Source organism: Streptococcus suis (genome assembly GCF_016775005.1).
In the GTDB taxonomy this organism is placed as follows: Bacteria; Bacillota; Bacilli; order Lactobacillales; family Streptococcaceae; genus Streptococcus; species Streptococcus suivaginalis.
The window spans coordinates 139,809-160,375 of record NZ_JAEUXI010000006.1 but is presented as its reverse complement, the minus strand read 5'-3'; the positions used below and the strand labels follow the sequence as shown (position 1 = coordinate 160,375).

Annotated in this window: 18 protein-coding genes; 4 read left to right on the top strand and 14 right to left on the bottom strand. The window is 42.8% G+C overall.

The annotated features are described in order from the left end of the window. Positions 1-4,838, bottom strand: a 4,838-nt coding sequence (locus tag JNG37_RS08090) for a YSIRK-type signal peptide-containing protein (RefSeq protein ID WP_202848247.1), incomplete at its 3' end; no start/stop codon positions are given. Between the two features lie 170 nt (positions 4,839-5,008). Between JNG37_RS08090 and JNG37_RS09925 the strand changes: the two genes are divergently transcribed. Continuing rightward, positions 5,009-5,542, top strand: coding sequence for a TetR/AcrR family transcriptional regulator (locus JNG37_RS09925; protein WP_187321633.1), 534 nt, complete (start codon positions 5,009-5,011; stop codon positions 5,540-5,542). 747 nt (positions 5,543-6,289) lie between these two features. On the opposite strand, the gene JNG37_RS08080 is transcribed toward JNG37_RS09925, so the two are convergent. Genes JNG37_RS08080 through folE form a run of 5 tightly spaced genes read right to left on the bottom strand, consistent with a single transcriptional unit; the run spans position 6,290 to position 9,852 of the window. Beyond that, the gene (locus tag JNG37_RS08080; protein ID WP_158456924.1) at positions 6,290-7,600 is read right to left on the bottom strand and encodes a GntP family permease; all 1,311 of its coding nucleotides are present in this window, start codon (positions 7,598-7,600) and stop codon (positions 6,290-6,292) included. Positions 7,601-7,621: 21 nt separating this feature from the next. Next, complete coding sequence (gene folK / locus JNG37_RS08075; RefSeq protein WP_158456926.1) at positions 7,622-8,116, bottom strand: 2-amino-4-hydroxy-6-hydroxymethyldihydropteridine diphosphokinase; 495 nt, start codon at positions 8,114-8,116, stop codon at positions 7,622-7,624. After that, complete coding sequence (folB, locus tag JNG37_RS08070; protein WP_158456928.1) at positions 8,113-8,475, bottom strand: dihydroneopterin aldolase; 363 nt, start codon at positions 8,473-8,475, stop codon at positions 8,113-8,115. Before folB ends, folK begins: the two co-directional genes overlap by 4 nt. Beyond that, a complete protein-coding gene (folP, locus tag JNG37_RS08065; RefSeq protein ID WP_158456930.1) occupies positions 8,468-9,280 on the bottom strand; it encodes a dihydropteroate synthase in 813 nt (270 codons plus the stop codon). The genes folB and folP overlap by 8 nt, the downstream gene beginning before the upstream one ends. A gap of 8 nt (positions 9,281-9,288) precedes the next feature. Then, positions 9,289-9,852 carry a GTP cyclohydrolase I FolE gene (gene folE / locus JNG37_RS08060; RefSeq protein ID WP_105242726.1) on the bottom strand — a complete coding sequence of 188 codons (564 nt, stop codon included), beginning with the start codon at positions 9,850-9,852 and terminating at the stop codon, positions 9,289-9,291. A gap of 167 nt (positions 9,853-10,019) precedes the next feature. Here folE and JNG37_RS08055 point away from each other — a divergent pair, with 167 nt between their 5' ends. Then, positions 10,020-10,502 (top strand): NUDIX hydrolase, encoded by a 483-nt coding sequence (locus JNG37_RS08055; RefSeq protein ID WP_158456932.1) that lies wholly within the window; start codon positions 10,020-10,022, stop codon positions 10,500-10,502. A 113-nt stretch (positions 10,503-10,615) separates the two neighbouring features. On the opposite strand, the gene JNG37_RS08050 is transcribed toward JNG37_RS08055, so the two are convergent. Beyond that, positions 10,616-11,293 (bottom strand): DUF4956 domain-containing protein, encoded by a 678-nt coding sequence (locus tag JNG37_RS08050; RefSeq protein WP_158456934.1) that lies wholly within the window; start codon positions 11,291-11,293, stop codon positions 10,616-10,618. Continuing rightward, positions 11,280-12,029, bottom strand: a complete 750-nt coding sequence (locus JNG37_RS08045; protein ID WP_158456936.1) for a polyphosphate polymerase domain-containing protein — start codon at positions 12,027-12,029, stop codon at positions 11,280-11,282. The genes JNG37_RS08050 and JNG37_RS08045 overlap by 14 nt, the downstream gene beginning before the upstream one ends. Before the next feature lie 149 nt (positions 12,030-12,178). On the opposite strand from JNG37_RS08045, the gene JNG37_RS08040 reads away from it, so the two are divergent. Both JNG37_RS08040 and JNG37_RS08035 read left to right on the top strand, forming a co-directional pair. Next, on the top strand, positions 12,179-13,219 hold the full coding sequence (locus JNG37_RS08040) for an endonuclease/exonuclease/phosphatase family protein (protein WP_158456938.1): 1,041 nt from the start codon (positions 12,179-12,181) through the stop codon (positions 13,217-13,219). A gap of 73 nt (positions 13,220-13,292) precedes the next feature. Next, positions 13,293-13,595: a hypothetical protein gene (locus JNG37_RS08035; protein ID WP_158456940.1), complete on the top strand. Its 303-nt coding sequence runs from the start codon at positions 13,293-13,295 to the stop codon at positions 13,593-13,595. Positions 13,596-13,615: 20 nt separating this feature from the next. On the opposite strand, the gene JNG37_RS08030 is transcribed toward JNG37_RS08035, so the two are convergent. The 6 genes from JNG37_RS08030 to murA form a co-directional block, all read right to left on the bottom strand. Then, complete coding sequence (locus JNG37_RS08030) at positions 13,616-13,882, bottom strand: DUF2087 domain-containing protein (protein ID WP_158456942.1); 267 nt, start codon at positions 13,880-13,882, stop codon at positions 13,616-13,618. A 152-nt stretch (positions 13,883-14,034) separates the two neighbouring features. After that, positions 14,035-16,434 carry a phenylalanine--tRNA ligase subunit beta gene (gene pheT, locus JNG37_RS08025; RefSeq protein WP_158456944.1) on the bottom strand — a complete coding sequence of 800 codons (2,400 nt, stop codon included), beginning with the start codon at positions 16,432-16,434 and terminating at the stop codon, positions 14,035-14,037. A gap of 495 nt (positions 16,435-16,929) precedes the next feature. Next, positions 16,930-17,973 carry a phenylalanine--tRNA ligase subunit alpha gene (gene pheS / locus JNG37_RS08020; protein WP_158456946.1) on the bottom strand — a complete coding sequence of 348 codons (1,044 nt, stop codon included), beginning with the start codon at positions 17,971-17,973 and terminating at the stop codon, positions 16,930-16,932. Between the two features lie 251 nt (positions 17,974-18,224). Next, a complete protein-coding gene (locus JNG37_RS08015; RefSeq protein ID WP_158456948.1) occupies positions 18,225-19,064 on the bottom strand; it encodes a DNA/RNA non-specific endonuclease in 840 nt (279 codons plus the stop codon). 29 nt (positions 19,065-19,093) lie between these two features. Next, positions 19,094-19,285: a DNA-directed RNA polymerase subunit beta gene (locus tag JNG37_RS08010; RefSeq protein ID WP_172043436.1), complete on the bottom strand. Its 192-nt coding sequence runs from the start codon at positions 19,283-19,285 to the stop codon at positions 19,094-19,096. Beyond that, complete coding sequence (gene murA / locus JNG37_RS08005) at positions 19,278-20,561, bottom strand: UDP-N-acetylglucosamine 1-carboxyvinyltransferase (protein WP_158456952.1); 1,284 nt, start codon at positions 20,559-20,561, stop codon at positions 19,278-19,280. Before murA ends, JNG37_RS08010 begins: the two co-directional genes overlap by 8 nt. Between the last annotated feature and the right edge of the window lie 6 nt (positions 20,562-20,567).

Genomic DNA, 20,567 nt, shown 5'->3' with positions numbered 1-20,567 from the left:
ACTTTAACACTGCCGTCTGGCTGGCGTTCTGAAATAACCGAGCTTCCGTTTGCTCCGTCACGACCGTTGGTACCGTTGGTGCCATCTACTCCATTTCGGATGGTAGTAATCTCGGTGCGCTCACCTGTTGAGGAAACGTTGTAGACTTTAACACTGCCGTCTGGTTGGCGTTCTGAAATAACCGAGCTTCCGTTGGTGCCATCTACTCCATTACGGATGGTAGTAATTTCAGTACGCTCACCTGTTGAGGAAACGTTGTAGACTTTGACACTTCCATCTGGTTGACGTTCTGAAATAACAGAACTTCCGTTTGCGCCATCACGACCGTTGGTACCGTTGGTGCCATCTACGCCGTTGCGAATAGTTGTGATTTCAGTGCGCTCGCCTGTTGAGGAAACGTTGTAGACTTTGACACTTCCATCTGGTTGACGTTCTGAAATAACAGAACTTCCGTTTGCTCCGTCACGACCGTTGGTTCCATTGATGCCATCTGCACCGTTGCGGATGGTGGCAATTTCAGTGCGTTCACCTGTTGCAGAGACATTGTATACTTTGACACTGCCGTCTGGTTGGCGTTCTGATATAACCGAGCTTCCGTTGGTTCCATTGGTGCCATCTACGCCGTTGCGAATAGTTGTGATTTCAGTGCGCTCGCCTGTTGAGGAAACGTTGTAGACTTTGACACTGCCATCTGGTTGACGTTCTGAAATAACTGAGCTTCCGTTTTCGCCATCGCGGCCGTTGGTTCCATTGGTTCCATCTGCACCGTTGCGGATGGTGGCAATTTCAGTACGCTCACCTGTTGAGGAAACGTTGTAGACTTTAACACTGCCGTCTGGCTGGCGTTCTGAAATAACCGAGCTTCCGTTGATTCCATCTACACCGTTGCGGATGGTGGCAATTTCAGTACGCTCGCCGCTTGGAGAAATATTGTAAACTTTGACACTGCCATCTGCTTGAACTTCTGAAGTTACAGAGCTTCCGTTGGTGCCATCTACTCCATTACGGATGGTAGTGATTTCAGTGCGTTCACCTGTTGAGGAAACATTATACACTTTGACACTGCCGTCTGGCTGGCGTTCTGAAATAACTGAGCTTCCGTTTGCTCCGTCGCGACCATTGGTGCCATCTACGCCGTTGCGAATAGTTGTGATTTCGGTGCGCTCGCCTGTTGAGGAAACGTTGTAGACTTTGACACTGCCATCTGGTTGACGTTCTGAAATAACAGAACTTCCATTTGCTCCGTCGCGACCATTGGTGCCATCTACGCCGTTGCGAATAGTTGTGATTTCGGTGCGTTCACCTGTTGAGGAAACGTTGTAGACTTTGACACTGCCATCTGGTTGACGTTCTGAAATAACAGAACTTCCATTTGCTCCGTCGCGACCATTGGTGCCATCTACGCCGTTGCGAATAGTTGTGATTTCGGTGCGTTCACCTGTTGAGGAAACGTTGTAGACTTTAACGCTGCCATCTGGTTGGCGTTCTGAAATAACAGAACTTCCGTTTTCGCCATCGCGGCCGTTGGTTCCATTGGTGCCATCTACGCCGTTGCGAATAGTTGTGATTTCGGTGCGCTCGCCTGTTGAGGAAACGTTGTAGACTTTGACACTGCCATCTGGTTGACGTTCTGAAATAACTGAGCTTCCGTTTGCTCCGTCGCGACCATTGGTGCCATCTACGCCGTTGCGAATAGTTGTGATTTCAGTACGCTCACCTGTTGAGGAAACGTTGTAGACTTTGACACTGCCATCTGGTTGACGTTCTGAAATAACTGAGCTTCCGTTTTCGCCATCACGACCGTTGGTACCGTTTGTGCCATCTACTCCATTACGGATGGTAGTGATTTCAGTGCGTTCACCTGTTGCAGAGACATTGTATACTTTGACACTGCCATCTGGTTGACGTTCTGAAATAACAGAACTTCCGTTTGCGCCATCACGACCGTTGGTACCGTTTGTGCCATCTACTCCATTTCGGATGGTAGTAATCTCGGTGCGCTCACCTGTTGAGGAAACGTTGTAGACTTTAACACTGCCGTCTGGTTGGCGTTCTGAAATAACCGAGCTTCCGTTTTCGCCATCACGACCGTTGGTACCGTTTGTGCCATCTACTCCATTACGGATGGTAGTGATTTCAGTGCGTTCACCTGTTGCAGAGACATTGTATACTTTGACACTGCCATCTGGTTGACGTTCTGAAATAACAGAACTTCCGTTTGCGCCATCACGACCGTTGGTACCGTTTGTGCCATCTACTCCATTTCGGATGGTAGTAATCTCGGTGCGCTCACCTGTTGAGGAAACGTTGTAGACTTTAACACTGCCATCTGGTTGGCGTTCTGAAATAACCGAGCTTCCGTTGGTGCCATCACGACCGTTGGTACCGTTTGTGCCATCTACTCCATTACGGATGGTAGTGATTTCAGTACGCTCACCTGTTGAGGAAACGTTATAGACTTTGACACTTCCATCTGGTTGACGTTCTGAAATAACTGAGCTTCCGTTGGTACCATGTCGGCCATTATAGATGGTCTGACGATTTATTTCTCTCCCATCACCATCACGAACAATGATTAAAGTTCCAATCTCCCTATTACCATCCATCACAGGTAATTGTTCAATGGTCGGTGTTTTTCCATCCCTACCATCATTACCATTTAAGATATTTCTACGAGAAATAATGCGTCCATCACCATCTTTAACAATGACTGTTGTTCCAAGCACATGTCCATCTTGACCAGTGTACGGCTCTAGCTCTACACTAGGTGTTTTTCCATCAATACCATTTCTACCGTCTCGAACAAAACGAGTATATTCGCTTCCGTCTGGTCTAGTAATGGTAATATTATAGCCTGATGTTCCATCAGATGAAACGCCTGGTGTCACATTGATATCAGCATTCCTCCCATCGCGCCCATTACGGACAAAGCGTGTATATCTACTACCATCAGCCTTAGAAATAGTGATATTATAACCAGATGCTCCATCTATATCTTGTGCAGGTTCAATACTAACATCTGCATTACGTCCATCAAGACCTCTTTCACCTTGTAACCCGTCCGGAATAAAGACTTGTCGTATAATTCTACCATTTGGACCATCTCTAAAGGTTATTTCAGTACCGTTTACCAATGGCCCGCCATCTACAGATCCCTGCTTCCTAACTGTTGTAACATCGATATTCGAATCAACAACTTGAGGTTGTTCACCATCTTTAATATTAACCTCAATAATTTGATTTCGAGGCTGTGTGTGAATAGTTGCTTGACCATATTCATAGCGGGAGGATTCTTCCGTCCCATTTGCACCAATATAAGCAATTCGCTTAACAGGAATTTGCATAATTCCATTTACACCAGACTCAATTTGTCTAGTGAAACCAGGTGCTTGGTCAGGCATCACTACAAAGCGATATTCGGTTTGAAACGGAATAGGCATGGCAATAGGAGGCAACTCCGTCGTCACTTCATTTCGACTTGGATTTGGATCAATTGTTACAACACTCTTATTCCAAAAGTAGTTATCAGAAGAGAAGAAATCCTTGGTATTATTAGCACCATTATCTAATGAGAACATTCCGATATGGCTATCAATACTCAAATCTCCATTCCAATTACGAACAGGAACTGAAAATTTTATATTAAGCGGACCAGACATCACCTGGGCATTCGTGTACTGGATCGGTGCCGATGGGCTATAACCTGCAATGGTATTTCTTCTACCTCCATTAACAAGAGCAATACTTGAAATATTAGATCCAGCACGCACTGAAGCATTTGTCGGAGTTCCGTATGCAGCTCCTAAATTGACAACGAAATCTCCCACATGTGTACCAGAACGACTATTGATACCATCTAATTTATAGTTCAATTCGAAATCCATGGTATTTCTGGATCTGTTCGGTGTCACCGTCAGGGTATAATTAGCAGGTCCATATGAGAAGGTCTGTCCTTTCCCATTGACCACATACTTATTCTGATTATTGGGATTAATCAGTGTTTCTGACATAACTACCAGATTGAGAGGTTTTGGAAGGCTTGTATTTCCTAATTTATTTTGGATATAAAATTTCTTCTCAGCCTCACTGAAACCAGCCAAACTTTTTATCTCTTCTGCTGTCAATTGAACTGAATTGGTTCCAGTTTGTTGAGCTACAATTTGGTTAAACAGAGTCAGCTTCTCTTCTTCGGAAAGTCCTAAAGCCTCTAAGTCAGCAAAACTCATATTTGCCAAATCTAACTGACTTAGGTCTAGAGTTGAATCAGATGAATTGGGAACTTCATGGCTATCCATTTTAGTTTCAGCAGAACTTACTGAAAGAGCATTTCTTCCTTCCTCGGTAGTAATTCCTACGTCATTGTAATTAGAAATAGCTTCCGGCGAAGTCTCTGTCTGATTTTCCCTACTTGTTTGATGACTTTCTTTTTCAACTTCATTGCCAATTTGCTCACCTGTAGAAGTTTCTGATGAAGTAACTGCTGTACCCAACTCAGAAACACCGTTTACCTCTTTTGCAGTAGAGTTTGCTTCAGCTGTGATGGGGGTTGAATCTACTCCAATTTCACCCCCACTTGGTTCAACACCTTCTAATTTTGGAGCGCTTTCTTTCGCGTTTGTAGTTGAATCCAAAACTTTTTCAATCAGTTCTATATTGGAATTGGCTTGTCCTATTTGTCCAGTGTCTATTTCTTCAGCAGCCGCTTTTACAGCCCCTCCACTAAACATAAATAAGAAACCAATTAAAACAGATGCAACACCAGATTTAAACTTTTTAATTGTAAACCGTTGTTTAGAACGCAGTGCTTCACTTTCAAACTGTTTATTATTAAAAAACATAAGAATTCCTTTCTATTATGCAACAATTTTACAGATAAATAGTTGCTAAATTACATTTTTCATTATATACTAATTGAAATAGTACCTATTCACAACATATATTATTTTGTGAAAATACTATTTAAATTTTTGGGGAAATTACTTATAAAATTGAAAATGGGGGAACTTTTGTGGAAAAAAAGTCTTTTAAAACTAGTAAAAAATTTCTAAAAGCTTACTTTAAGCTTAAGAAATCTAACGATTGTAAGAGTTTTACAGTAAATAAGATAGCTGAACATGCCGAATTAAGTCGGAGGGTTTTCTACAACTACTACAATTCAAAAGAAACTTTTTTAGAAGAATCGCTTGAATATATTCTGAATGAGATCAATATTATTCTTGAAAAAGATCCTACCCTTAGCGATGATGTTGTGAGAGAAATGTTAACATTCCTCTATCAAAATCAGGAAATTGCTATAGATTTTGTCAATTTTTTTCCACATATTTCTTTGGAAGTAACCAAGTATATTACTGAAGTCGTTGAACATTCTAGCATACCAAACCTTCCTCAACAGTTGGAACAGGCGTATGGAATTCCATATCCCTATGCTTTAAGTGTTTATACTTCAACTATTGACAGCATAATCAAGTATTGGATACAAAATGGTTGTAAAGAAACACCTGAAACCATTCAGAGCTATATCTTATCCATTGTTCGTATTTAATATTTCTTGCAATAAAGTTTTTCTATTATTTCAGCTTCAAACATACTCATTAATTTACTTGATAACTTTCTAATTTACGAAGTATTCTAAATAAATAATCAATAAGTTTTGTCATTCCATTTCTATAACAAGAAATCTAAACTAATTAATTAAGTGAAGTTTCAAGAACTTTCAAAAGTCTATAGCTACAAATTAAGCCATAGAATAACCAAAACCATCAGTTTAAACCGATGGTTTGTTTTTTTACAAAAAATACTTTTTAGGTAGATAAGGTCGATAAACAAACTTCTCCGTACCTACTCCGTATTTATTTCTCTGCACAGTTATTCTAATGAGATATAAATCGAAAAACTATAATCATTTCTTGCAAAATCATTATTCTACTCTCAATTCTTCTGTGGTTTGTTCAACTATCAACTTCAATTTACAACAATTGTATTGAAAAATAATTTTTCACTCTTTGCTTGATAGCTGATCATTCATTTAATACATTTATGTGACTATAGACATATTATTAAGTAATTTGATATCATTATTTCACTTTAATATCTTTACTTAACTATTTTTCTGTTTTTAAATAAGATTTTTCATCAATCTAAAGAAAATAATGATATTATTGCAACTCAAAATAATCATTAAAAAATATATTAATTAAAATAAAAAAAGCGGACCAAGTTGGTCCACTTCTAGAAAAGCACTCCCTTACTATAAAAATGTGAAATCTAATTCATATTTCCAAAGCTTTTCCTAATATATTAGTTCAATCAAAACGAACATGACCACCAAAGCCAACAAGTGACCAACTGTCACCAGTACAAATGAATACTTGAGACCACGCTTCATGCTGATTTTTGACAGGTTATGGAAGGTAATCATAACACCGGATTGTGGTACAACAGTCAAGATAGCCGAAGCTACGACAACCACACGATGAAGGACTTCCGGATTAATCCCCATTTCCAAGTAGGCTGGCAAGAAGTTATTAGAGGCAATGCCTACCGCTCCAGAAGAAGATCCGATGATACCACTAATCAAGGCTGTTGATAGTGACAAACTAATCAGTGGAGATCCTGGAATCTGTTGGATCCAGTCTTGAATGACGGCAAAACCTGTTGACATGGCAAGAACTGTTCCAAAAGCTACTGTGCTAGATGTAGCAAAGGCTGGGACAATAGAAGCTGTCGCACCTGAGTTCAACATATCTTTTTGATTTGGAAGATAGGAATGAAAAATCAGGGTTGCCAATAGAATAGAGACTGTCAGTCCAATGACCAAGATATTTGGTGTTTGACTCCATACGAAAATCACTCCAATCAAACTCAGCAATGGTAAGATAGAAAGCACAACACTAGGTTGCTTGCCTTCATCCGTCGAGACAGATGCTTCTTCGACCTCTGTATAAGTTTCTCCCTTGGCAAGACTTTGCTTAAGGCAATATGCCATGTAAAATAGACCAAAGAGCAACAAGGTCACACTGGCCGCTAGACTAAGTAGGGGAGCTGCTGTCAGACTCGTTCCCAAAACCTTGGTTGGAATCACGTTTTGAATGGAAGGTGTTCCTGGCAAGGATGTCATGGTATAGGTACTTGCTCCGAGAAAAACGGGGAGGGGAAATAGGGCCCAATTGATATTCAACTCTTTAAAAAGTGGTCGAGAAAGTGGAAGTAGGGTAAAAATCACCACAAAAATACTGACACCACCATAGGTTAATAGGCTTGTAATCAAGGTAATTGCCAATAAAACCTTATAGGGACTATCTTTTCCGACAAGTTTCAAAATGCTGTTGGCAATGGTCTGGGTAGCTCCACTTGCTTCCATGTAACGTGCCAAAATTGAGCCTAGCATAAAGATAGCAAAGTTATTAATTAAAAAGCCTGCAAGACCAGTCATATAGGACTTCTCCTGTCCAAACATGACCTCTAACACATTCATCTGATTGGTCAAGATGATAATCAGACTAGCCAATGGCGCTGCAACAATTACATGTAGATTCTTTGCAGTCCAATAAATAATGGCCACAACGGCCAGTAAAACTCCTAAAATTGCTAAAATTTCCATAATTCTCCTTATTTTCCTTATTTAGTCAAGGGAGATTTTTTTAATTTCTGACCTATCTCCTAAATGACTTACTAGCTCTTTTACCTTTTGACCAAGACTTGGATGTCGATAATCTGCTGCAATATCAGCCAGTGGTAAAAGAACAAATGCCCTCTCATGGGCGTAGGGATGGGGAACGATGAGGTTTTCTTCCTCAATCACTTGCTCATCCCAAAAAATAATATCCAAATCAATGGTACGTTGGCCCCACTTTTCAATCCTGACCCGATCCAGATCCAATTCAATCTGCTGGCAAAGGGCTAAAAAGTCTTGGGCAGATAAATCTGTTTCAACCTGACAGGCTAGATTGAGGAAATCAGCCTGATCTGTCTTGCCCCAAGCTGGTGTTTCATAGATGGGAGAAACCAAACCAAGTCGGCAGCCAGGATGACGATCTATAGCCTCTAAAGCCGCCTTTAAATAAGCGAGACGGTCCCCCATATTCCCGCCAATACTGAGATAGGCTAGATGCTTCATGGTCGTTCACGCTCCAATTCAATTCCGACAGAATCATAGTGTCCAGCAATGGGCGGATTTTCCTTGTAAATGGCCAAGCGAATCTTCTCCACCTTTGGAAATTGATCAAAAATCTCCTGACAAATAACACCTGCTACCTTTTCTATAAGAATGTAGGGCCTGCCTTCCACAACTGCTTTAATGGTTTCAAAGACCATACCATAGTGAACTGTGTCTTCTAAATTGTCAGTTTGTGAAGCTGCTGTCAGGTCAACAAACAAATCACAGTCAACTGTGAAAATTTGACCAAGAACTTGTTCTTCTTTGAAGGCACCATGGTAGCCGTAAAAGCGACATTTATTAAGAGAAATCTTATCCATGTTGACCTCCAGAAGTCAATTGATCCCAAACTTTAACGATGTCACGGTTGGCAGCGACATTGTGAACACGGACCATTTTACAGCCTTTTTGGACTGCCCAGGCAGACAAGGCTGCTGTTGCTTGATCGCGGTCAGTCGGTAAGCTATTTCCACCAAGCAGATAATCTACCACTCGCTTACGAGATATTCCAAATAGAACAGGGTAACCTAGACTAGTAATTTGATCCAAGCCTTGCAAGAGATCCAGATTATGTTGGACATTTTTTGAAAAACCAAATCCTGGATCCAACCAAATCTTGTCTGCGGAAACACCAGCATCAAGTGCTGCTTGAGCACGCTCAGCTAGAAAGTTTTTGACCTCTCCAACAACATCCGCATAGCTTTCTTCTTTCTGGTTGTGCATGAGAATAATTGGTACCTTGTACTCCGCAGCCAGTGCTAGCATATCTCCATCATAAAGTCCTGCCCAGACATCATTTAAAATATCTGCGCCTGCTTCAAGCGCTGCACGTGCTGTGCCTGTTTTATAGGTGTCAATGCTGACTAGACAGTCATAGTTTTCTTTGATAGCGCGGATAATCGGAACCACACGAGCAATCTCATCTTCTTCAGACACAAAGCTTGCACCTGGACGAGTGGACTCACCACCAACATCGATGACAGTCGCGCCGTCTGCCAACAACTTTTCTACTTGTACCAAGGCAGACTCCACCTCATTATAGTGACCACCATCTGAAAATGAGTCTGGCGTCACATTGAGAATCCCCATAATGGTTACTTGATTCGCTAACTGTTCGATTGACATAGAACCTCCTATTTATTGTGAATCATGGACAAGAGTTCACGGCGCAAGATGGCATCTTCCTTGTATTTGCCAAGGGCAACGGTGGTCACTGTCTTACTACCTGGCTTGCGAATACCACGCATACTCATGCACATATGCTCTGCTTCGACCATGACAAAAACGCCTTCTGGTTCAAGGGCATCTTGAAGCGCATGAGCCACTTGATGAGTTAAGCGCTCCTGCAATTGAGGACGACGGCTCGCCACCTCTACTGCACGCGCCAATTTACTCAGACCTGTCACACGCCCCTTACTCGGAATATAGGCTACATGGGCAATTCCATAAAAGGGCACCAAATGGTGTTCACACATAGAATGAAAAGGAATATCCTTTACCAAAACAACCTCTTCATGTCCCTCTGAAAAGACAGCTGTAAATTGGTCTTTAGGGTCCTCTTGTAGGCCGTTAAACATTTCTAAATACATCTTAGCGACCCGTTTTGGCGTATCCAGCAAGCCCTCACGGTTTGGGTCTTCTCCTAATAATTCCAATAATTGGTAAATGGTTTGTTCGATTTGTTCTTGTTTTGACATACTACATCCTAAATAATTTGATGTTCTTATTATACCGTAAAATCCCTTTTCAGAAAAGGGTTTCCATCACTTGATAGCCTCAACTGTCCCCGACCAGATAAAAGATAAGACATCCCCTACAACTGGCTTTATGATATAATGGAGGAAATGATTTTCAAGGAGCTACTATGACCAAAAAACCTGTCCAACTAGCGACGATTTGCTACATTGATAATGGCAAAGAATTTCTCCTTCTCCATCGCAATAAAAAAGAAAACGATGTCCACCATGGAAAATGGATTGGGGTCGGAGGCAAGTTGGAGCCTGGTGAAACTCCACAAGCCTGTGCCATTCGCGAGGTCTTTGAAGAAACAGGCCTGACAGTCACCAAGCATGCCCTCAAAGGAGTCATCACCTTTCCAGACTTTACTCCAAACACTGACTGGTACACCTATGTCTTTAAGATAACAGGTTTTGAGGGAAACCTAATAGAATGCAACGAAGGCGATCTGGAGTGGGTTCTTTATGATCAAGTCCTGTCCAAACCAACCTGGGAAGGCGACCGCCATTTTCAAGAATGGCTCTTGGAAAACCGTCCCTTCTTCTCGGCATGCTTTCGCTATGATGGGGACAAACTGCTGGATTACAGCGTTGATTTTTATGAAGATTAACTCTTTTTTCATTAGATTTGGAACACGACTCCTAGTTTTGTACCTACATGCTAGGAGTTTTTGCATGAAAAAAAGGTCCTTGCGGACCTATCATTGAAACGATTGTTGATTTTTTATAGAAATTTTTTCTTAGGAACTTGTTTGTTGAGGACAACATCCTTTGGACCAGCTGCCAAAAGGGTGTCGAGAAGGTGCTTGTCTGAAATACGTTGACTTACTTGAATGTGGTATTCCAAAACCAGCTCCTCTTTCTTTTTCTTGTACTTGATAGAAAGCAGCTTAGCAGCCTTTAAATCCTTTCCAAAGCTCTTCTCGAAAAACTGATCATAGTCAAATTCCTTATCAACTGTCACTAGTAAATGACGGCTTGTTTGATCCACCTGGGCAAATAGGGTATTTTCAAATAAGAGAATAGCCAATGAAAGGACTAAAGTAACCAAAACTGCCAATCCGATGTAGCCCATCCCTGTTGCAAGCCCAATAGCTGTCGCCATGAAAACAGCTAGCAAGTCCTTGGAACTTCCCGCAGCAGAACGGAACTTGATTAAGCTAAAGGTTCCTGCCACCGCAACACTTGTTCCTAGATTTCCGTTAATTAGGAAGATAATCACCGCAATCAGGGTGGGCAAGAGACTGAGCGTCATAACAAACTCTTTTGAATAGAGGGATTTATACTTATAAACTGCAGCTAATAGGATTCCCAGCCCCAAACTCGAACCTAAAGTCAGTGCTATTTGCAAAAGAGTTATATTTGAGTTGCTGGTTGTAAAGATACTATTAAACAGTTGCATGTTTCTGCTCTTCCTCTCTAGTTAAGCTGATATTGTGGGCCAATTTATAGGCGTTTCCGTATTTAGAAAATGATTGTTTTTCAATCTGATATTTTTCAAGAAGCTCCTCCAGCCACTCTGGGCAAACTTCTGGTACTTTAACCTCCATGATAACCTTGTTTGGGTCTAAGAGATTTTTACCAAATTTTCCTTCCTCAACTGCTACATTGTAGTCTCGGTAGAGAAGGTTTTGATCAATGGTCAAGCGAATTTTCTTGTCCTCTTTTCCTTTGAAAGAAACACGGTCATAGTAGATATACATTTTAGGCTGGATTTGACCGTAGCGTTCTTTAAGCATTTCAATCTCGGACATGACTTTTTCATCCCGAATCGATTTATCATTTTCACCAGTCGCCACAAAATGAGTCACAGAGTCTGGAGTAGATGTCAAACGGTACTTGTAGCCAATTTTATTTTCTTTCTTTTTAATTTCCAAAAATGCGTGACTAGCACCTGTTGGTTGGGCATCATAGACACGCATGCGCACCTTTTCTCTGCCATTCTTTTTGGCAATCGAGTCTTGGATCATATCAAAGTTTTCATTATCGAAATATATATTTGTAATAGTTGATTGAGCATATTCATCCGCCACCATGTATTCTTTCAAATCTTCTGCTAAGAGAGCAAAGGTTGCCTTGTCCAAAATGTATTTTGATTCAATGCGTTTAAACTGTTTTTGTACGATTCTTGTCTTCATGGGATTACCTTCTTTTCACTTTCTTCGAGCACCTGTCTCGTTTACAGGTATTAGTTTAACGGCAAAAGGTTAAAAGAAGCTGAAAGAAATGTTAAAGAAAACTTAACGCAACAGCTCTGCTATGTTACAATAAAGCAAAGGAGAAAATCATGTTAAAAAAGATTATCAAATGGTCCCTGAGCATCCTTGCTCTTATCCTACTGACCGTCGGCTCCTATGTAGCCTACCTCTTTCTTGACTACCACCGACTCGAAGACAATCTTGCTCTGGAGGTGACCAATCAGACCAGTCAGGACGAGTTTGCGGTCGGTCAAACTTATTCTATGATGTCCTTTAATATCGGCTACGGCTCCTATCCGAGCGACTACTCCTTCTTTATGGACGGGGGAGATGAGGTCCGAGCTCGGAGCAAAAAGGCTGTAGAGGAGGCTCTGGCTATTGATAAGGACCTGATAACTTCTGCCAATCCCGACCTCATTCTCTTTCAGGAGGTGGATCTGAACGGTGACCGTTCCCAGCACGTCAATCAGGTGGACTATTTTACACAGGAGTTGACCGACTACTCCTGGTCTTTTGCTCAGAACTACGACTCTTCCTACCTCTTCTACCCGGTCACCGATCCTATTGGCCAAGCGACTTCTGGACTGCTGACCCTCTCTAAGATTAATTTCCAAGAGGCCACCCGCTACCAGCTGCCCATTGACACGGACATCAATAAGTTCTTCGACCTGGACCGTGCCTACTCGGTCAATCGTTATGGGACCAATAGCGGAGCGGATTTGGTAGTTATCAATGTCCACCTTTCTGCCTATACTAAGAATGCGAGCATCCAAAAGGCACAGCTGGAAAAAATTAGTCAGACCATGGAAAGCGAGTATGCCAAAGGCAACTATGTCATCGTTGGCGGAGATTTCAACCACGCACTTAATGACAATGCCCGCAATGACCTAACCTGGATGAAGACCTTTCCAGTTGACCAACTGCCAGCAGGCTTCTCGGTTATTGCATCCAGCAATGCACCAACTGTCCGCAATATCGACCAACCCTACAATCCCAATACTACCCTGACAGGAACCATCGATGGTTTTATCCTTTCAGACAATATCATTGTTTATAAGATTGAGACTCTTTCAAACGATTTTGCGTCCAGCGACCACCATCCTGTCCTAATGAGCATACGACTCCAATAACCCCATAATCAAAATCGTAGGAAAAGGCTTGCAACTATGCTAGAATAAAGTAAACGAACGCAAGGAGAAACCCATGTACGAATTTGTCCTAGAATACGGCTCTTTCCCCGTAAAACTTATCGACGGTTTTGTCAACAATCGCTCAGAAATTCCTGATTTTCTCAAAGAGGATGAAGAAATGATTGCCCGATTGAATGAGATTAACGAACTCTTCCACCAACTTTTCTTAACCATCGAATGCAAGTTTGACTACATCGGCAAGCAATTCCCTGACAAGATTGAACAACTACGAGCACTCTATCATCCCCTGGCAGACGATTTACTAGTCAAGTATGGCAACCAGATAGAGTTGAAGATTGAACCCTTTATTTTGTAAGACAAAAGAGATGACCGCAATCATCTCTTTTCTTCTATTCTGTATTCCAAACCATACTGGTCACGCGATAAGTAGCCATAATCCACCAAATAGCGTCTCAATATAGCATAGTCATCATAAATCTCAGCTAGAAAGGCATTGACTTCTTTTTCGGTGAATGTTGAACCTTTCTTAGCTAATTCTTTTTGTAAATAAGCAAATAAGACCTGCTTACTTTTCAGCTTTTTCGGAATGACAAGCAACTTCCCATCTCTGAAAAATTTTTCTTGAATATCTTGAGTACTCATATCACCCTCCCAAAAATCCTAGCCCGCAGGCTAGGATTTAGTAGTATAGTCTTTCAGTTTGCTTTTAGTACTAGGCAACGAGCTGCAGACAATACTGGAGTACGGCAAAGCGAGTTAACGAAGTAATAAAAGATAAAATGGAAGACTAAAATTTAACGAATCTCAGCACCAAGCTCCACCAAAGCCTTACTGATTTTCTCCATGTACTTCGCCACTTCTTCATCCGTCAGGCTGTCCGCAGGATTTTGGAAGGTCAGGTTGTAAGCCATAGACTTCTTACCAGCCTCAATATTGCTGCCAGCATAGACATCAAAGAGGGTCACCTTAGTCAAGCGTTTGACGCCTGCACCAGCAATGGCATCCAGGACATCCTGATGTTTGACATCACTGCTCAAAAGTAGAGCAATATCACGGCTAACCGCTGGGAATTTAGAGATTTCGGTAAATGGCTGAGCAGGCTGGAGAGCTTCTTCAATCGCATCCAGATTGATTTCAGCCACATAAGTTTCAGGGATACCGTAGTCCTTAGCCGTTTGAGGGTGTACCTGACCGACAAAGCCGATTACCGCCCCATTCAAATGAATTTCAGCTGTACGACCTGGGTGCAGGGCAGCAATCTCACTGGTTGCCACAAAGTCAACTGCCAACTTGTAGTGACCAAAGATAGCTTCCAAAATTCCTTTAGCATGGAAGAAATCAACTGGTACAGCTGGTGTCTGGAAGTCTTTCTCAGCCACCAAACCTGTCAAGACAAGGGCAAATTTATTGATTTCTTGTGGCAGGTCCTCTTTTGGATTGCCAGACTGTTCAAAGATTTTACCGATTTCGTAGAGGGCCAAGTTCTTGTTCTTGCGAGCCACGTTGTAGGCTACCGTTTCCAGCATACCAGATACCATATTCTGACGAAGGGCAGAGCGGTCAATGGTCATCGGCCACATGAGTTCGGTGACTGTGGTTGGACGAGCCGCAAACTCCACAGCCTTTTCAGGTGTTGTCAAGGCATAGGAAATGATTTCTGTCAGACCTGCACCTTCTGCCAGGCTACGCACTTGGCGACGGATGTTCTGGGTCAGGGTCAACTCACCTGCTGTTCCATCCTCTTTCGGAAGAGTGGTCGGCAGATTATTATAGCCATAGATACGTGCGATTTCCTCTACCAAGTCTGCTGGGATGCGAATGTCCCAACGACGACGCGGTACTGCTACTGTAAACTGACTTGCATCGCCAGTTGTTTCCATACCTAAACGACGGAAAATGTCTGCGATTTGGGCATAGTCCAGATTGGTCCCGAGCGAGCGGTTAACGTAATCAATGGTCGCTGTGACTGGGACATCAGAAGTGTCCACGCTACCCGCAGAAACGATGCCAGACAAGACCTGACCGCCAGCTAGTTCCGCAATCATAGCAGCTGCTGTGTCCATAGCCTCCGTCAAGGTTGACACGTTGATGCCTTTTTCAAAGCGAGAAGAGGACTCAGAGCGAAGGTTGAGGCGACCTGAGGTCTTGCGGATAGACTTGCCGTCAAAGAGGGCAGCTTCCAGCACAACCGTCTTAGAGTTGTTGTCAATTTCTGTGTTGGCACCACCCATGACACCACCAAGGGCAACTGCCTTGTCCGCAACGGAAATGACGATGTCATCGGTAATCAAGTCACGCTCTTCGCCGTCAAGCGTTACCAAGTTCTCACCCTCTTTTGCCTGGCGAGCCACGATTTTCTTGCCGTCAAACTTGTCAAAGTCAAAGGCGTGCATTGGCTGACCGAAGTAGAGCAAGATGTAGTTGGTGATGTCCACCACGTTGTTGAGCGGGCGGATACCTGCGTTCATGAGCAGATTTTGCAACCACTGTGGGCTCGGTGCGATAGTCACATTTTCAATGACACGGGCCGTGTAGGCAGCCACCTTGTCTGACTCAATGGCTACTTCAATCACATCGCTGGCCTTCTTGTCACTTTCCTCCAAGGACACAGGCTTGAAGTTGACCTTGCTGTCATAAATAGCCGCCACTTCGTGAGCCACACCACGCATAGAGAGGGCGTCGGCACGGTTTGGCGTGATAGACAGCTCGATAATCTCGTCGTCGAGGTCAAGGTATGAAAAGACTGGCTCACCCACGACTGCATCTTCAGGCAGGTGGTAGATTCCGTCCGCATAGACTTTTGGCACCACAGAGTCGGACACGCCGATTTCGCTCAATGAGCAGAGCATACCCAAGGATTCAACTCCGCGGATTTTGCCTTTCTTGATCTTGTAGTTACCAGCGATACGAGCTCCTGGCAGAGCGACGATTACCTTGATGCCTGGCTTGACATTTGGAGCACCACAAACGATTTGCGTAACTTCCTCACCGACATTGACCTGGCAGATGTTGAGGTGGGTATCTGGAATTGGCTCAGCAGACACAACCTGACCGACAACCAACTTAGACAGGCCAGCACTCTTTTGCTCAACCCCTTCTACCTCAATCCCTGTTGTTGACATTTTTTCAGACAAGTCATGGCTTGTCGCATCAAAGTCAACGAGTTTTTTTAACCATTTGTAACTTACTAACATAACTTTTCTTTCTTTATTTTTTTAGAAAACACTACTTTTTCAACTGTAAACCTAGTGAGAGGAGTAGGTAAACTGCTAGATCAGCTACCGCTTCTCCCAAACAACAATCTAACAACTTTATCGGATTACGACGTTCTAAGGTTGAAAACGACATTTTTTCAACCTTAGAGCTAGTGAGACGATTAGACAGTTCGCCATAGCGACTGTCGTCTCGTAAATAGGTGCTTCAGCACCATTTATGAGTATCGGAGTCCGACGGTTTCTGATTGAAAACGATACTTTTTCAACTCTAAACCTAGTGATGTGAGTAGGAAGACCGCTATAGCGGCTTCCACTTCTCTCAATCAACGATCTACTAACTTTATCGGATTACGACGGATTTCAAGCAAAACGATATTTTTTGCTTGAAATCCTAGTAAGGTAGCTAGGGAAGTCGCAGAATAGCGATTCCCGTCTACTTAAGAGCTGACTTTATCAGCCTTAAGTAGTGCTACGTTAAAATTGCTCCGAGAATCGTACATCGCCTTGATAGAATCCACGAATATCGTTGATACCGTAACGGAGCATGGCAATGCGTTCCTGACCGAGACCGAAGGCAAAGCCAGAGTACTTGGTTGAGTCAATGCCGCTCATTTCCAATACTTGTGGGTGGACCATGCCGGCACCGAGGATTTCAATCCAGCCTGTTTTCTTACATACGTTACAGCCGTCACCACCACACTTGAAGCAGGAAACATCCACCTCAACAGAAGGCTCGGTGAATGGGAAGTATGATGGACGGAGGCGAATTTGACGCTCTTCACCAAACATTTTCTTGATGATCATTTCAAGCGTACCTTTGAGATCACCCATGGATACATTTTCACCGACAACCAAGCCTTCAATCTGGTGGAACTGGTGGCTGTGGGTCGCATCGTCCGTATCACGACGGAAAACACGGCCTGGCGAAATCATCTTCAAGGCACCTTTTGAGAAGTCATGCTGGTCCATGGTCCGTGCCTGAACAGGTGAGGTATGGGTCCGCATAAGGATTTCTTCGGTGATGTAGAAAGTGTCCTGCATATCACGTGCTGGGTGGTCTTTTGGCAAATTCATGCGCTCAAAGTTGTAGTAATCTTTTTCCACTTCAAATCCGTCAACGATTTGGAAGCCCATGCCCAAGAAAATATCTTCGATTTCTTCAGAAGTCTGAGTCAAGACATGGCGTTTTCCGACCTTAACCTGACGACCTGGCAAGGTCACATCAATGGTTTCTGAAGCTAATTGCTGTTGAATTTTTGCGGCTGCAACCTTCTGAGCGGTTTCTTCAAAGGCAGCTGTCAGCACATCACGTACTTCATTGACCTGCTTACCAACAATTGGTTTCATTTCGTTAGACAGGTCTTTCAAGCCTTTCAACAAGTCAGTCAAGGACCCTTTTTTACCCAAAACCGCAACACGCAGGTCTTGTAGTTCTTTTTCTCCTTGGTGCTGGATTTCTTTTAATTGTTCAAGTGTAGTTTGGCTTAATTCAGCCAACTGTTGTTCAATGTTTGACATAATTCCTCCAATAAAAAAACGCATGACACCACTCGTATCGGAGCGTTGTCACGCGGTACCATCCGTTTTCATCTGCTAGGCAGACCTTAGTTCTAAGTCTTTGCGTGAGTGAATTCGACCAATTTTCACTGATTGAGCTTACAGTCACGGCTCAACTCCCTGGACAGTTTCCATAGGTGTACTAGTCTCACAGACTTCTATTCAATTATTTCTAGTTTAACAAAATATAGGCAGTTTAGCAACTGATTTCTTTATTCATTCACCGTGATTTTGCCACTATTATAGTTAATGCTGAGGCCGCTCTGTACATTGGGAACAAATACATTGAACTCTAAGCTTCCATCAGAAGATTTAGCTTCGATTTGTCGGCCAACTGCGACTAAATCATTCTCTTGGGCATAGATCAAGGTTACACGGTAGCGGACACGTTTGTTCTTGTCTAGTGCTTTTCGTACCAAGGTTTCAAAATAATTCTGCCCTGTTGAAGTTTGGTCGTTAGCTTGGTTGGACCAAGCTGTTTGAACTGCAATATTTTGAGGATTGCTGGTTGAAGCATCAAAGCCAGATAGACCGCCAATGATTGCATATCCTAGTAAGTGCCCACGATCCACAGCATGGTCATATTCCCCAGTTAAATCATGAACCTGATGCCAACCAGCTGGAGTCCAGGATGTAGCACCATTTCCAGTCTCATTACGGTCCCTGTATTGTCTGGTTGCTTTAGTCATCAAGGCATTGGCTACCGTTGGAACTGTTTCTCCCTGGGCTGTTTTAGTTTTGGTATCTGCATAAGGCAGGCTGGACACAGAAGCATCTAGATCAGTCTTATTCCCATTGACAAGAAAAGCGCCAGCACCATTCCAGTCAATCGAATTGCCCAGTTGTTTTTTTACACTCTCTGTTAAAACAGAACTAGCTAATTCCTCACTTGGGGTAGACTCACTTGCCTGCGATTGATTCACATAATACGAATAACTAGCTGTACTATTGCTACTCGAATTATTTAAAAAATAGCCTCCGCCTACTACAACAATAGTTGCTATCAAACTAAGCAGGCTCATGGCCTGTTTTTTTACATTTTTCTTTGCCATATATCTCCCGTCAAAAAAGTAGGTCTAGCCTACTTTCCTGTAAATTTACTCATTAATTCTTGCCATTTATCAGGTGATAAAATAGCCCAGGCATTGTCTCCATCTCCGACAACACCGTAGCCCACCATGAGACCTGCCGCTAAAAATAATAGAGCCAATATGAAAACTAGAAAGACAATCAACCATTGTCGTCCGACAAAGCCAAGATTTTCTTTAAACATCACTGTCTTCTCCTTTGATTCGTTCAATTTGAGCACCAAGTTGGGCTAGTTTTTCATGAAATTTATAATATCCTCGGTCCAAATGACTAAGTTTTCCGACGATTGTTTGACCTTCTGCTACTAAGCCAGCCAAAATCAGAGCAGCACTTGCTCTCAAATCTGTTGACATGACTTGAGCTCCCTCCAAGGCTTGACCTCCATGGATAATGGCCGTATCACGCAAGATTTCTGAATGGACATTCATCCGTCTCATTTCTTCCAAGTGCTGGAAGCGATTTTCAAAGACTGTCTCAACCATGGTTGACTGACCTTTTACAACTGACATCAAGGCTGTAAATTGGGCTTGCATGTCCGTTGGAAATCCTGGATGAGGCAGGGTTGTGACAGAAACAGGTTTAAGGTTAGTAACCGTTGATCGAATTCGAATACCTTCGTCTTCCTCAAGCACCTCGACTCCCATCTCCTGAAGTTTTGAGAGAAGGGGACGATTATGTTCCCAAATAGCGTCCTGAACCAATACATCACCACCTGTCATGGCAGCTGCAACCATAAATGTACCCGCTTCAATCCGATCTTGAACTACCTGATGAACTGCTCCTTTAAGATGTTCAACACCTTGAATAGTAATAGTCTCGGTACCTGCACCACGTACTTTAGCTCCCATCTTGTTCAAGAAGATCGCCAAATCAACAATCTCAGGCTCCCGAGCCGCATTCTCAATAACAGTTTTTCCCTCAGCCAAACAAGCTGCCATCATCAGGTTTTGAGTAGCACCTACGCTTGGGAAATCCATGAAGATATGTGCTCCCTTTAATTTTTCCGCATGCGCTTCAATGTAACCTGAGCGTTGCGTGATGCGTGCCCCCATCGCTTCCAAACCTTGTAAGTGTAAATCAATGGGACGACTGCCAATTGTACAGCCACCTGGCATAGAGACCTTGGCATAGCCATTTCGTGCCAAAATTGGACCGAGTACAACAATTGAAGCCCGCATTTGGTTCACATATTTATAGGGTGCCTGACTACCAATCTGGCCACTTGCATCAATGATAACCTGTTTTTCTTTCTCATCAAAGGTCACATCAATATCCAAACCACGTACAACGTTGTTCATGGTAAATACATCCGATAAAATAGGAACATTGGTTAAAGTTGAAGTCCCTTCTGAAGCTAAAATCGTTGCTGCTAACAAGGGCAGAACAGCATTTTTTGCTCCTTCTATCGCGACCTTTCCTTGCAAGGGATTTTTACTTCCAGTTACTATAATTTGATCCATAAGTTC

Bases quoted from the DNA above. Each gene is read 5' to 3' on its own strand.
- JNG37_RS08080 (WP_158456924.1), bottom strand. From the start codon at position 7,600: ATGGAAATTTTAGCAATTTTAGGAGTTTTACTGGCCGTTGTGGCCATT.
- folK (WP_158456926.1), bottom strand. From the start codon at position 8,116: ATGAAGCATCTAGCCTATCTCAGTATTGGCGGGAATATGGGGGACCGT.
- folB (WP_158456928.1), bottom strand. From the start codon at position 8,475: ATGGATAAGATTTCTCTTAATAAATGTCGCTTTTACGGCTACCATGGT.
- folP (WP_158456930.1), bottom strand. From the start codon at position 9,280: ATGTCAATCGAACAGTTAGCGAATCAAGTAACCATTATGGGGATTCTC.
- folE (WP_105242726.1), bottom strand. From the start codon at position 9,852: ATGTCAAAACAAGAACAAATCGAACAAACCATTTACCAATTATTGGAA.
- JNG37_RS08055 (WP_158456932.1), top strand. From the start codon at position 10,020: ATGACCAAAAAACCTGTCCAACTAGCGACGATTTGCTACATTGATAAT.
- JNG37_RS08050 (WP_158456934.1), bottom strand. From the start codon at position 11,293: ATGCAACTGTTTAATAGTATCTTTACAACCAGCAACTCAAATATAACT.
- JNG37_RS08045 (WP_158456936.1), bottom strand. From the start codon at position 12,029: ATGAAGACAAGAATCGTACAAAAACAGTTTAAACGCATTGAATCAAAA.
- JNG37_RS08040 (WP_158456938.1), top strand. From the start codon at position 12,179: ATGTTAAAAAAGATTATCAAATGGTCCCTGAGCATCCTTGCTCTTATC.
- JNG37_RS08035 (WP_158456940.1), top strand. From the start codon at position 13,293: ATGTACGAATTTGTCCTAGAATACGGCTCTTTCCCCGTAAAACTTATC.
- JNG37_RS08030 (WP_158456942.1), bottom strand. From the start codon at position 13,882: ATGAGTACTCAAGATATTCAAGAAAAATTTTTCAGAGATGGGAAGTTG.
- pheT (WP_158456944.1), bottom strand. From the start codon at position 16,434: ATGTTAGTAAGTTACAAATGGTTAAAAAAACTCGTTGACTTTGATGCG.
- pheS (WP_158456946.1), bottom strand. From the start codon at position 17,973: ATGTCAAACATTGAACAACAGTTGGCTGAATTAAGCCAAACTACACTT.
- JNG37_RS08015 (WP_158456948.1), bottom strand. From the start codon at position 19,064: ATGGCAAAGAAAAATGTAAAAAAACAGGCCATGAGCCTGCTTAGTTTG.
- JNG37_RS08010 (WP_172043436.1), bottom strand. From the start codon at position 19,285: ATGTTTAAAGAAAATCTTGGCTTTGTCGGACGACAATGGTTGATTGTC.
- murA (WP_158456952.1), bottom strand. From the start codon at position 20,561: ATGGATCAAATTATAGTAACTGGAAGTAAAAATCCCTTGCAAGGAAAG.